Origin of the sequence: Streptomyces yunnanensis (assembly GCF_029011865.1) — a bacterium.
Lineage (GTDB): Bacteria > Actinomycetota > Actinomycetes > Streptomycetales > Streptomycetaceae > Streptomyces > Streptomyces yunnanensis.
This window is the reverse complement of the sequence record NZ_CP095749.1, coordinates 1,487,470-1,499,506: the sequence shown is the minus strand read 5'-3', so window position 1 is coordinate 1,499,506 and position 12,037 is coordinate 1,487,470. Positions and strand designations below refer to the sequence as shown.

Genomic DNA, 12,037 nt, shown 5'->3' with positions numbered 1-12,037 from the left:
CCCGACGCCGCCTTCCCCACCCCCGCCCCCTCGGCGCCGGCACCGACGAGCCGGGCGCCCCCACGCCCTCCCCGTCCGCCCTCCCCGTCAAGAAGGGTGGCAAGGCCGACGCATCGCCATAGCGGAGATGGCCGACTTGGGCCCTGACCCCGGAGTGTGGATACCGGAGACACTCGGATCCTGCCGGTTCGGGAGGACGGAGTCGCCGCGGGGATGAAGCCCACTTCGCTCCCGCGGCCTCAGTCGCCGCAATGGACAGAGGTGTTGCGGGTGCCAAGCGTGTGCGTGACCGCGCCGGTCCGAGGGCTGCGGGAGGTGCGCCCTTGTGCAGCGGTTGTGCGGTTCACCTGGTGGGTGGCGTCTTAGCGCTACGCGGCCGTGGACGGATCAAAGGTCATCGTGGCGCTGTACTCGATACTTCCGGCCTGGCCGTCCCCGGCGGGATCGGACGGATCCCCACCCTCGGTGCCGCTGCCGGGGACGGGTGCTACAGAGAAGGTTTTTCGTCTGTTGGGGGTACAGCGCTCATAACGGTGCTGACCTGCTGCAATGGTGGCTTTGACGGCCGTTGGGAGAGCGTTGGTCCGGGTATGGTCCGGATCTTGGGTACCCTGGCCCGGCTCCGTCGTGCCGTGGGCGACCCGCTCCTGGTCCGCGCGGGCCAGGGCATGGTCCCCACCCCAGAGTGCTCGAACTCGCGCGTTGCCTTTCGGCGTGCGGTGCGGCCACCCCCGCCCAGTGCGACGCTGGCCGACCGCGTACCGGCTCCACCGGTCCAGGTGCCTCGGCGGCTCCCGCGTGTGGGTGTTCGGAACAGGCGCGGCTGACCGTTGGAAGCGCCGAGCCCGCCATCGACGGGAATGAGGGCGCCGTTGACGAAGCGGGCGTCTGAACTGGCCAGGAAGGCGGTGACATCGGCGACTTCGGCCGGTTCGGCGGGGCGCTGCATGGGGATGCGCTGGCGGAACACGGCGAGCGTGTCCGCGTGCGAGGTGAGCACGCCCTTGACCGCGCGGTTCGCTGAGTAAGCCCGGGGCGCGGTGCCGGGATCTCTCCCGGTCCGTTTCCCCGGACTTCTCGCCGAACCCGCCGTGCGCCTCTCAACGCAACGGGCTCTCCACGGAGACCGCCATCAGGCTCGAATCTCGGTCCACGGACTGGGGATGCGCGCTCCTCGCCAGCGGTATCGGGTAACGACCACCGCTGCCATGTCGAAGAGCTCGGTTCCCTCCGCCGAGATCGGCCGCCACTGCCCAGCGGGAGTGACGAACCGTCGGCGGATGTCTTTCCACGTCCAGTTGTGCCGGACCCTCAGCATCCGCATCACTCGCCACCAGATGAAGTCGGCGAGTGCGCTGAACTGGTTCTTGGCCACGGCATGTCGGAAGTAGGCGGACCAGCCCCGCACAATCTGGTTGATCCTGATCAGCAGGGTCTTGAGATCTTGTTGCGACTGCCTGCGGGTCAGAGCACGGATCTTCGCCTTCAACTGCCGGATGGGGTGCTTGGCGATGAACGTGTAGACGTGCCACTGATCCGTCCTCTTCTTGCGGCGCCACTGGATGTGGAACCCCAGGAAGTCGATTCCGTCTTCCAGGTGCGTGACCTGGGTCTTCTCCTGAGACAGGCGAAGACCCAGTGGCCTGAGCACCTGGCTGACGTCCTCGCGCACCGCCAGTACGTCTTCGCGGCTGCCGTTGACGAGCACGACGAAGTCGTCCGCGTAGCGGACGACTCGCCAGTTCGGCAACTGCTTGCGACTGCGGCGGGCTTGGCGCTGCCATGCGGTGAACATCACCCCGCCCGGCTTCCATGGCTCCATCAGGTGCTCATCGAGTACCGACAGGGCGATGTTGGCCAGTAGTGGGGAGAGGATCCCGCCCTGCGGGGTCCCGGTCATGGTTTCCTTGTTCTCGCCGAGCTCCGTCAGAATTCCGGCTTTCAAGAACGCCTTGACCAGGGCAGAACACGTTTGTCCTTCACCCGGGTGCGCACGCGGTCCATCAGGGCCACGTGGTCGATCCGGTCGAAGCACGCCTCGATGTCCGCGTCCAGCACCCAGCGGTAGCCGTTGGTGCCGAAGTGATGGATCTCGGCGATCGCGTCCTGGGCCCGCCGGCCCGGCCGGAATCCGTAGGAGACCGGCGTGAAGTCGGCCTCGAAGACGGGTTCCAGCACCAGCTTCAGCGCGGCCTGCACGACCCGGTCCGCGACCGTCGGAATGCCGAGGCTGCGGACTTTCCCCGACCCGCCCGGTTTCGGGATCTTGCGTTCCCGCACCGGAAGGGGTCGGAACGAGCCGTCCTTGAGAGCGGCTCGCAGGTCATGCAGGAACCCGGGCGTCCCGATCCGTTCCTCGACCTCGATGACCGTCAGGCCATCGACACCGGGAGTGCGGGCACCCTGGTTTCCCGCGACCCTGGCGAACGCCATGGTCAGCGTCGCTGGGTCGTGCACGAGGTTGAACAGGTCATCGAACCGACGGCTCGGATCGGCCGTCGCCCAATGGTGCAGCTTGGTCTGCATCTCCAGTACCCGAGCTCGAGAACTTGGATCCTCACTGTTCAGCGAGGTGTCTTCTGGCATTGCAGTCCCTCCTTGCATGTTTTCCGCTGCCGCCCTTCCCCGTGTGACCGGCTTTCCCGGCCTCGGAGTACTACGGCGGCTCCGCCCCGTCCGATCCGTTCGGCTGTCGGTGCACCTATCCGCGTTCCTCATCTGGGAGTTGAGGAGCGTGGAGCTGTGATCGGACGGTTCCCGTGTTCACTGTGATTCGTTTGTCGAAGTAGGAGCCCGACTGCGTCCCAGCGGCCTCGCCACGAGTACGCCGCAGGCTTTCCTCGTGGCCTCCCACGCCCGCTCTTGAATACGGTCGTGGAAGTTCCCGCCGCCCCTTCGGACGACGAGACGCACCGCGCCCGGCCCAGATCCGCCAGGTTCGAGCCGGTGTCGGGGTTGAAGGACGTAGTAACGCCGGTTCCTCGCGTACTCCTCTTCGTCTCGCTCGCCGGACCCGCACCATCTGGCAGTGCTGGTACGTCCCGGCTTTGTCAGGGCCGCTCCCGCCCTCCCCGGCACCACCCGGATCAGGCTGCCCTCAGCTACGCTGACCTGCTGCGACAGGCCAGAGGTGACGGTCTTGCACCTCCACTCGAACCACAGCGCCTCACGGCGCAATCAAGATCCCCGACAGCGTCACCCACTCAGTCCCGCCGCACCAGGGCTCGGTCCACCAGCCGGAGCGCGGCCCGGGCCTGGGCCTCCCGGCCCTTTGGGTCCGTGCGCAGGGTGAAGACCGCGGTCGCCACGGCGCGATCCCCGTCCGGGGTGACACCGCTCTCGGAGACTGTGCCGAGGTGCGTGCCACCGTGGAACCAGATCCCGGAGCGGCTGCCGGGTACCGGGCGCCAGGCGATGCCCAGCCCGTAGCGGACGCCCGGAGCGGCGATCCATCCCTCGGCGGGGACCGTCCGCCGCATCGCTGCCAGCTGCGCCGCGGGGAGCAGCCGTCCGCCCATCAGCGCGCTCAGGAACGCGGCCAGGTCGCGCGGGGTGCTGACGATTCCGCCGTCCGCCCAGCCCCCGGCGGCCAGCGAGGTGTCCACCGGCCGGGGGCTCCCGGGGAACTCCGTGTACGCCGTGGCCGTGGGCCGGGGGACGTACGGCGAGCTCCCCGGGGTGAACGTGTGCCGCAGGCCGAGCGGTTCGAGGATCCGATCGTGCAGGAACTCGGCCCAGGAGTGGCCCGTGGCCTTCTCCAGCACCATGCCGAGCAGGACATAGTCGGTGTTGGAGTAGCCCCAACGGCGTTCCTCCGCCGGGTCGTCGCGGCGCGGCAGCCAGCCGGGCGGCCGTCGCAGGGCCGCCGCCACCTGCCGGTCCGGCGGGTCGGACGGCCGGAAGCGGGCCGCGCGGTACGCCTCGGGCGTGAAGTCGCCGAATTCGGCGTACTCGTTGAGTCCGCTGGTGTGGCGCAGCAGGTTGACCAGGGTGATCCGGCGGCCGTCGTTGCCGTTGCCGTGGACCAGTCCGGGCAGCCACCGTTCGACCGTGTCGGTGAGTGACACCCGTCTCTCGTGGGCGAGTTGCAGGACGAGGGCGGCGGTGAAGGTCTTGGTGTCGCTGCCGATGCGGTAGTAGGCGTCCCAGGGCACGGGGTCGCCCGTCGTGAGGTCGGCGACGCCGGACCGGGCCGCGGCCCGGCCGCGCGCCGTGCGCACCTCGGCGAGGACGCCGGTCGCCCCGGTGGCGCGGACCGCGTCCGCGTCCCGCTGGAGCGGACCGTCCTGCCGGGCCGCCCGCGCGGCCGGTGCCGTACCCGTGACGAGGGCCGTGGCGGCGGCTGCCAGGGCCGTCCTTCTGCCGATCGTCATCGTGTCCCCTTCGGGCAGGTCAGGTCCTGGGCGGGCAGCGGCCCGCCGCGCAGATAGCCGTTGACCGCCCGGTCCGCGCACGGGACGGAGGTGCGCCCCTGCGCGCCGCGGCCGTAGACGCCGTGCGAGCGGATGTCCGCCGACACCAGGCGCGAGCCCTTGAGCTTGCGGTGCAGGGCGAGCGCCCCGTCGTAGGGGACGTTGCCGTCGCGCATCGCCTGGAGCATCAGGACGGGCACGGAATTGGCAATCCGGGTGCCGGGTTCACGGGGCGCCGTCTTCCAGAACGGGCAGGGGGCCATCATGTCGTTGACCAGGGGGCCGAAGACGGGTTGGGCGGCCCGGCTGTGCTGGATGTTCCGCCAGTAGGTCTCCGTTTCCCCGGGCCAGCCGCCCGCCGGCCAGCCGCCGTCGCCGCACATGAAGACGGCGCCGCCGGTGAACGATGCGGCGATCTCGGGGGAGTTGAGGAACGCCAGCATGCCGGTGAGCTCCGGATTGGGCCGCACCTTCCGGCCGTCCGCCGCGTCCACCAGGGTGCGCACGGTGCGGGCCAGCGCCGCGTCGTCCTCCTGCTGCTGGACGAACTGCCGCAGGAACAGCCGGATCAGCGGTGCGCCGAGCCGGGTACCGGCGACGGGGACCGGCCGCCGCTCGGCCCGGTCGAGCAGGCGCTGGACGGTCGCGCGGACCTCGGGCGCGGTGCGGCCGAGGCGGTATGTGCCGGCGTGCCGTGCCGTCCACGCGGCCCACTCGTCGAGACCGGACTCCAGCGGCTTCCCGGCCCGCCGGAACAGCTCGTACTGGGTGGTGTCCGGGTCGGTGGACGAGTCGACGACCATCCGGTCCACCCGGTCCGGGAACAGCTGGGTGTAGACCGCGCCCAGGTCGGCACCGTAGGAGACCCCGTAGTACGACAGCTTGCGCTCACCGAGGGCGGCGCGGATGGCGTCCATGTCGCGGGCGACATTGCGGGTGGACGCGTGAGGGAGGAGGACCGCGTTGTCCCCGTGCGCGAAGCAGCGGGCGGCGGTTGCCCGGTTCCGGGCCACCCCGTCCTCGAAGTCACGGCGCGGGGAGGTGCGTTCGCGGGGCGGGGCGGGCGCGGGGGCCGGGCCGCAGCCGAGCGGGGTGCTGCCGCCGATGAAGCGGGGGTCGAAGCCGATCAGATCGTAGTGGTCGGCGACATCCCGCAACGCGGGCCGCAGGCCCAGGGTGTTGGCGAGGCCGGAGCCGCCGGGCCCGCCGGGGTTGGACAGCAGGATGCCGCGGCGGTGGGCCCGATCCTTGGCCTTGATCCGGGAGACCGCGATGCGGATGGTGCGGCCGTCGGGTACCGACCAGTCGAGGGGGACGGTCAGGTCGCCGCACTCCGCGCCGGCCGCGACGAGGTCCTTCTGCGCAGCCGGGCAGGCGCCCCAACGGAGGGGGCCCGGCGGGGATGCCTGGACCGGCCGGGATGCCTGGGCGGGCTGGGCGACGAGTAAGACGAGGCCGGCGGTGAGCAGAGGCAGGGCGCGCATGGTGCTCCTGGGGCAGGACGGTTGATTGCCCCGACCCTAGAAGGCGGCCCGGCGGGCGGCCATCGGGCCGGCCCTACAGGCCATACGGGGGATTTCCCCACCTCTGCCTAAGGGTTGTCCCGTAATCCCTGGTGGATCAGCGCACGGCGTCAGATGCGGTGCATCGCAAGGCGGAGGGGCATCCGGATACCGGGCGTATCCGGATGTTCCGACAACGCGGCGTGGGGGTACCTCCCAGCGTCAGCTGGGGGAGGGCCGTAGCTGTCGTCGTGCGCCCGCCAGGGATTACGGGACAACCCTTAGTGTCCTGGGTCAGGGATTCGTTTGCAGTATGCGGCGACTTTGTCGAGGATTTCGTCGGCGGTCTTGGTGAACCGCTCCGGGACCGGTGGAGGCTCTATACGTTGACTCCAGCCGCCGGTCGGGGTTGGTGTTGAGCGTAGTGGTTGGTCTCGTACTCATGGGGCGGGATGTCGCCGGTCGCGCTGTGGAGGCGCTGGTTGTTGAACCAGTCGACCCATTCCGCGGTGCCGAGCTCGATGTCGGCGAGGCCGTGCCAGGGCCTGCGGGGTTTGATCAGCTCCGTTTTGTAGAGGTCGATCTGGCCCTCCATGAGCGCGTTGTCCAGGGCGTCGCCGATGGTGCCGATCGAGGCGTCGATGCCGGCCTCGATCAGGTGCGCGGTGAACGCGAAAGACGTGTACTGACTGCCCGCATCCGAATGATGAACCAGCCTTGGTCCAGCGGGAGTTCCGGCGCGATTGCGGCGCCATAGGGCCATGTCGAGGGCGTCGAGGACCAGCTTGGCCCGCTTGCTGGTCGCCGCGGACCAGCCGACGATCGCCCGGGAGAACACGTCCATGACGAATGCGACGTAGACGATCCCGGACCAGGTGGCGACGTAGGTGAAGTCCGCGACCCATCGCTCGTTCGGCCTGGAGGCGGTGAAGTCGCGTTGCAGCAGGTCAGCCGCCCGTTCATGCCCATCGTCGCGCAGGGTGGTTCGGATCTTCTTGCCACGACGGGCGCCTTCCAGGCCGAGCTCGCGCATCAGCCGGGCGACCGTGCAGCGGGCCGCGACTATGCCCTCGCGATGCAGCTGCCGCCAGACCTTCCGGACTCCGTAGACGCCGTAGTTGTCGGCATGCACCCGACTGATGTGCGCCTTCAGCTCCGTGTCCCGCATCGCGCGGGCGCTGGGAGCGCGGTTCTTGGCGGCGTAGTAGGTGCTCGTTGCGATCTTCAGTCCGTGGCTGGAGAGCACACGGCAGATCGGCTCGACCCCGAACACCTTCTTGAACTCGTCGATGAACGCTACGAGCGCTTTGACGGCCGGTCGGTGAAAGTCGGCCCGGGGCGCGGTTCCGGCCTTTCGACCGGCCCGTTTCCCCGGACCGCTTCCCGAACCCGGCGGGCACCTCTCAATGCACCGGGCTCTCCACAAGCCCCGGAAAGAGCCGCGTGTTGGACGTTCTCATCCCGTGACAGGCCAGGGAGTCGGGATAACGGAACCCCGATAGCGGTAGCGAGTCGTGCCTACCTTCTCGGGATCGAACAGCTCCCTGTTCTCACTGGCGGGCCACCATCCACCGCCGCAGTAACGGTTGCGGATTTCCTTCCAGGTGGACCGGCGGTGTTTGCGCCGCATCCATCGCCATACCGTCTGCCACACGTAGTGGCTCAAGTAGGCGAAGGTCACGGAGGACACCCCGGGCCGGAAGTAGGCACACCAGCCCCGCAACGCCATATTCAGTCGACGCAGCAGGTCGTCCAACGGTTGATTCACTTCGACCTCTCGGCACAGCGTCTTCACTTTCCGCTTCACGGCCTGGACGGCCTTCTTTGCGGGGTATGTATAGACGTAGTGCTGGCTGGTTCCTCTCTTGCGGTGGCGCTGGAGGTGCCACCCGAGAAAATCCAGCCCTTCCTCGATATGGGTGATCAAGGTCTTCTCCGGTGATAGGCGCAACCTCATCGTGGACAAGACCTCTGCGATCTCCTCGCGCAGAACTTCGGCATCCGCTCGGGAACCGAATACCATCAGGCACCAGTCGTCCGCGTATCGCACAAGGCGATAGGTGGGCAGACCGTGACGGTGTCGTCTGGCTCGTTCCAGCTTCCCAGCTCCGGGGCCTCCTGGCGCCTGGGCGATGTACTCGTCCAGGACGGAAAGCGCCACGTTGCTGAGCAAAGGCGAGAGGATCGACCCCTGTGGGGTTCCGGCAGTGGTCTCCGCAGCAGGCGGTCCTCACCGAGGATGCCCGCCTTGAGGAATGCCTTCACCAGGTCCAGTACGCGCTTGTCTCCAACTCGACGCCGCACGCGGTCCATCAGGGCCGAATGTGAAATCTCGTCGAAGCAGGCCGTGATGTCACCCTCAACGATCCACTCATAATTGCGTGGTCGCGAGGCGAGGTAGCGCACCTCGGCTACCGCGTCATGGGCCCGGCGATTCGGACGGAACCCGTAGGAGCACGGGAGAAAATCCGCCTCGAAAATCGGCTCCAACACCAGCTTCAATGATGCCTGGGCCACCCGGTCGGCGATGGTCGCGATCCCCAGGCGGCGAAGTTTCCCACCTGCCTTCGGGATCATGCGCTCCCGAACCGGAAGCGGGCGGAAACTACGGTCCTTCAACTGCGACCGCAGAGCGTCGAGAAAATCCCCGACCCCCTGCCCGGCCTCGACCGAACGAGCCGTTCGTCCGTCCACGCCAGCCGTGCGGGCACCCTTGTTACCCGCACCCGATCCCAGGCCACTAGAAGAAAGCCGGGATCGGCAACGAGGTTGTAGAGGTCGTCGAACCTGCGATGAGGATCATCACGAGCCCAACGGTGCAGCTTGGTCTGGATATTCAGTACCCGTCGCTCCGCCATATATACGGCGTGCTCCAGTTCGTCGGTATTCACCAGCGAAAACCTCCCGATATTCCAGCAGCCTCGACTGCTGACTTGCTGGCCCCCTTGGCCCTGCAGCCGTCTCTCACGGCCTCCACGGCGGGTCGTCACGCCCGCGACTACTACGGGGCCTCCGCCCCATCCCACGGTCCTCAGCCGGCAACGGACCTGCCCGCCCCGAAATGGCTATCCGGCAGGAGGGCGACCGCGGATGGTTCCCACGTTCACCATGTGATCGATCGGTCAGGTAGGTGCCCAGCTCTACCCCGGCAGCATCGCCACGTCTACGCCGCAGACCTTCGACGTGGCCTCCCCACCGACGGAACTAAACGGCTTCGGAGTTGAGGACCGGCCCGAAAGGCCCAGCCCTCACGCACTGCGCACCGGCCCATATCCACCAGATTTGACCCGGCTTCGCTGTTACGGGGCGTCAACCACTGGTTCGCTCTCGCTACACCTTCTGACCTCGCCGAACGGGCCCGCACCGTCTGGCAGTTCCGGCACGTCCCGCTGTCGTCGGGGCCGCTTGCCACCCTCCCCGGCGTTCCCCGGATCGGGCTGCCCCCAGGCTTCGATCAGGCCGCTGCGACGGCCCGACGGGTGTGGTCTTTCACCACCTCTCGATCAACATCGCGCCTCGTGGCGCACAGCTCGGCCGCGAAGAAAGCCGACGCCGCCTTCAAGATCTCGATCGCCCGCCGCAGTTCGGCGTTCTCCGCCCGCAGACGCTTGATCTGAGCGGCCTCCTCGGACATGGTGCGGGGCCGCTGGCCCGCGTCCACCTCGGCCTTGCGGACCCAGGTCCGCACCGTCTCGGCCGCACCGATGCCCAGCTTCGCCGCGACCGCCTTCATCGCGGCCCACTCGGTCGGGTAGTTCGGACGGATCTCCGCGACCATGCGCACCGCACGCTCGCGAAGCTCGGCAGGGTAAGGGGACGGACGTGCCATGACTCGATCCTCTCAGGGAATCGAGCCTCCATCAGACCCGGAGCGGTTCAGATGGGCTTGGCCCAAGACTGCCGCCCGCGACCAGCACGAGCATCCCGACAGGAGATCATGCCACCCCGATGACCTGCGACTTCAAAATGGCGGGGCTTTTCTATATCGAGAGGCGGGATGGCTGAGGGCGGCCGAGGCCCTCGACGTTCTCCTCGGCGACCGCGGCAGGAAGGTGCTCCTCGGCGAAGGCGACGGCGTCGGCGACCGCCTTGTCCGCGGCAGGGAGGTGAGCGGCGAGCAGATGCCACACGTGTCCCATCCCCGGCGCGACATCCAGGCGCAGGGGTACGGAGTCCTCGGCCAGCTTGGCGGCCAGCCTGACCGCGTCGCTGAGCATGACCTCGTGACCGCCGGTCTGGATCAGAACCGGAGGCAGTCCGCGGGTGTCGGCGAAGACCGGCGAGGCCAGCGGGTTGTTCCGCGGGGCGCCGCCCAGGACGATGTCCGCGGCGCGGCTCAGCCCCGCACGGTTGACGGACGGGTCCACGCCGTCCAGCGTGAACATCGTGGCCCCGGTGTGTTCGAGGTTGGCCCAGGGGGAGATGGCGATCGAGGCGGCCGGCATCGGAAGTCCCTGGTCACGGGCGGCGACCAGGGCGCTGACCGCCATCGCGCCACCGGCGGAGTCGCCGGCGAGCACCACGTTGTGCGGTTCGGCGCCCTCTTCCAGCAGCCAGCGGTAAGCGGTGACGGCGTCCTCGATGGGGGCGGGGAAGACCGCCTCGGGCGCGAGCCGGTAGTGCGGGACCACAACGCGGGCGCGCAGGCGTCGGGCGAGATCGCCGACCAGGCCACGGTAGCCCTGCGGGTCTCCCGCCAGGTAGGCGCCACCGTGGAGATAGACCAGGTGCCGGCCGGGGACGGCGTCCGCGGGAGTCGCGCACTGGGCGGCCACCCCGTCCGCGTCCACGGAGTCGAAGGTCACCCCGTCCGGTGCCGGAAAGCTGTCCTGGAAGAACTTCCGGTAGGCGAGCCGGGCGTCCTCCACAGTGTCGGGGCCTACCCCGGCGGCAGCGTCGATGACACCGCCGCTGCGAGTCGCCCATTCCTGGTAGAAGACGGGAACATCGATCGAGACCATGGCAGGTCCTCCTCGTCGCAGATGCACAGCGGCCGCGTCCTGGCCGCCCTGCGAGTCTCAGACCCTCACATATATGTGAAGGTCAAACGGGGCCCGAAGGCGACGCCGTACGCTCGGCGGCATGAGGATCGGAGAACTAGCGGAACGCACCGGCACCTCCCGGCGGTTGCTGCGCTACTACGAGGAGCAGCGGCTGATCACGCCTGGGCGTTCCTACAACGGCTACCGTGAGTACGAGGAAGCTCACGTGGGCCGTGTGATGCAGATCAAGGGACTGCTCGGCTCCGGGCTGCCGACCCGGATCATCCGGCAGATCCTGCCCTGCCTGGACAAGCCCCGGAGCATCTACTTCGACGATCTGACGCCCGAGATGCTCAGGGTTCTGGAGTGCGAACACGGCCACCTGACGCAGCGGATCGACTGCCTGACCCGCAACCGGGACGCGATCGGCGAATACCTGGAGACGGTACGCGGCATGAGAGCCGCCGCCGATCCCTCCGGTCGGGCGGGCGGAGGCTCGTAGGCTCCTTCACTTTCGCCGGAACAGCCTGCGCAACCAGCTCCCCCTCGGCCCGGGGTGACGGGGTCGCCGGCTGCCTGCACTCCCTGACCGGGCAGGTCGCGTGATCCGTATCCGGCGGCTTCCTCTTGCACGCGCGGTCCAGACGGGGTGCGTGGGCCGCGAGCAGGGATATCAGTTCGTCGCGCCAGCGGCGCACGGTGGTGTCGCCGACCTGGTTGCCGCCGGCCATGTCGGCGATGCGCTGGTCGTGGCGGAGCACGGCGAGCACGATGACGACGATCCGTCCGGGTGCCAGACGCCGCCAGCGGGAGCCGATCTTCTTCAGGTGGCGGCTCAGCAGATCGGTGCAGTATTCGTTGGTTTGCCGGGACACCGGCAGGCGGCACTGGTAGACAGGGAAGCCGGTGACCTCCGGCACGCCGGGATCTCGTTCTGGCTGTACTCCGGTGTGGACCCGGCCGAATGTGCTCGCCGCGCGGGGCAGAGCATCGAAGTCCTCTTCCGCCACTACGCCAAGTTCCTGGACGGGGTCCGGGAACAGGCCAACCGCCTCATCGAGCAGTCGATGAAGGAGTGGGACCGCGTCAGCCAGGGTGTGGTGCCTGAGGGGTGAGTCGGGGCTTTGGTCCGCGACTGGTC

The 12,037-nt window shown here is 68.6% G+C and carries 10 protein-coding genes and 2 pseudogenes; 2 read left to right on the top strand and 10 right to left on the bottom strand.

Translation table 11 applies throughout. From position 1 onward, the window contains the following. Positions 1–487 precede the first annotated feature (487 nt). The 10 genes and pseudogenes from MOV08_RS06510 to MOV08_RS06470 form a co-directional block, all read right to left on the bottom strand. On the bottom strand, positions 488–1,000 hold the full coding sequence (locus tag MOV08_RS06510; protein ID WP_275298643.1) for an SDR family oxidoreductase: 513 nt from the start codon (positions 998–1,000) through the stop codon (positions 488–490). 132 nt (positions 1,001–1,132) lie between these two features. Then, positions 1,133–1,945: a reverse transcriptase domain-containing protein gene (locus MOV08_RS43775; protein ID WP_338057138.1), complete on the bottom strand. Its 813-nt coding sequence runs from the start codon at positions 1,943–1,945 to the stop codon at positions 1,133–1,135. Next, on the bottom strand, positions 1,942–2,586 hold the full coding sequence (locus MOV08_RS43770; RefSeq protein WP_338057137.1) for a reverse transcriptase domain-containing protein: 645 nt from the start codon (positions 2,584–2,586) through the stop codon (positions 1,942–1,944). Before MOV08_RS43770 ends, MOV08_RS43775 begins: the two co-directional genes overlap by 4 nt. A 617-nt stretch (positions 2,587–3,203) precedes the next feature. Then, the gene (locus MOV08_RS06500; protein WP_275306667.1) at positions 3,204–4,373 is read right to left on the bottom strand and encodes a serine hydrolase domain-containing protein; all 1,170 of its coding nucleotides are present in this window, start codon (positions 4,371–4,373) and stop codon (positions 3,204–3,206) included. Next, entirely contained in the window at positions 4,370–5,896 is a 1,527-nt protein-coding gene (locus tag MOV08_RS06495; RefSeq protein ID WP_275306666.1) for an alpha/beta hydrolase, read from the bottom strand. The genes MOV08_RS06500 and MOV08_RS06495 overlap by 4 nt, the downstream gene beginning before the upstream one ends. A gap of 397 nt (positions 5,897–6,293) precedes the next feature. Beyond that, a complete protein-coding gene (locus tag MOV08_RS06490) occupies positions 6,294–7,340 on the bottom strand; it encodes an IS3 family transposase (RefSeq protein ID WP_275306316.1) in 1,047 nt (348 codons plus the stop codon). 30 nt (positions 7,341–7,370) lie between these two features. Next, a complete protein-coding gene (locus tag MOV08_RS06485; protein WP_275306665.1) occupies positions 7,371–8,075 on the bottom strand; it encodes a group II intron maturase-specific domain-containing protein in 705 nt (234 codons plus the stop codon). Positions 8,076–8,224: 149 nt separating this feature from the next. Next, positions 8,225–8,491, bottom strand: a pseudogene (locus MOV08_RS06480) (reverse transcriptase domain-containing protein); the annotation flags it as partial. Positions 8,492–9,395: 904 nt separating this feature from the next. Next, positions 9,396–9,743, bottom strand: a pseudogene (locus MOV08_RS06475) (transposase); the annotation flags it as partial. A 151-nt stretch (positions 9,744–9,894) separates the two neighbouring features. Next, on the bottom strand, positions 9,895–10,875 hold the full coding sequence (locus MOV08_RS06470; RefSeq protein ID WP_275306664.1) for an alpha/beta hydrolase: 981 nt from the start codon (positions 10,873–10,875) through the stop codon (positions 9,895–9,897). A gap of 121 nt (positions 10,876–10,996) precedes the next feature. On the opposite strand from MOV08_RS06470, the gene MOV08_RS06465 reads away from it, so the two are divergent. Together MOV08_RS06465 and MOV08_RS06460 are read left to right on the top strand one after the other, a co-directional pair. Then, on the top strand, positions 10,997–11,398 hold the full coding sequence (locus MOV08_RS06465) for a MerR family transcriptional regulator (protein ID WP_275306663.1): 402 nt from the start codon (positions 10,997–10,999) through the stop codon (positions 11,396–11,398). A gap of 151 nt (positions 11,399–11,549) precedes the next feature. Further along, positions 11,550–12,011 carry a site-specific integrase gene (locus MOV08_RS06460; RefSeq protein WP_275306662.1) on the top strand — a complete coding sequence of 154 codons (462 nt, stop codon included), beginning with the start codon at positions 11,550–11,552 and terminating at the stop codon, positions 12,009–12,011. The last annotated feature ends 26 nt before the right edge of the window (positions 12,012–12,037 follow it).

What these genes read in the sequence shown, in the direction of transcription:
- MOV08_RS43770 (WP_338057137.1), bottom strand. Translation starts at nt 2,586, where the DNA reads ATGCCAGAAGACACCTCGCTGAACAGTGAGGATCCAAGTTCTCGAGCT.
- MOV08_RS06500 (WP_275306667.1), bottom strand. Translation starts at nt 4,373, where the DNA reads ATGACGATCGGCAGAAGGACGGCCCTGGCAGCCGCCGCCACGGCCCTC.
- MOV08_RS06495 (WP_275306666.1), bottom strand. Translation starts at nt 5,896, where the DNA reads ATGCGCGCCCTGCCTCTGCTCACCGCCGGCCTCGTCTTACTCGTCGCC.
- MOV08_RS06470 (WP_275306664.1), bottom strand. Translation starts at nt 10,875, where the DNA reads ATGGTCTCGATCGATGTTCCCGTCTTCTACCAGGAATGGGCGACTCGC.
- MOV08_RS06465 (WP_275306663.1), top strand. Translation starts at nt 10,997, where the DNA reads ATGAGGATCGGAGAACTAGCGGAACGCACCGGCACCTCCCGGCGGTTG.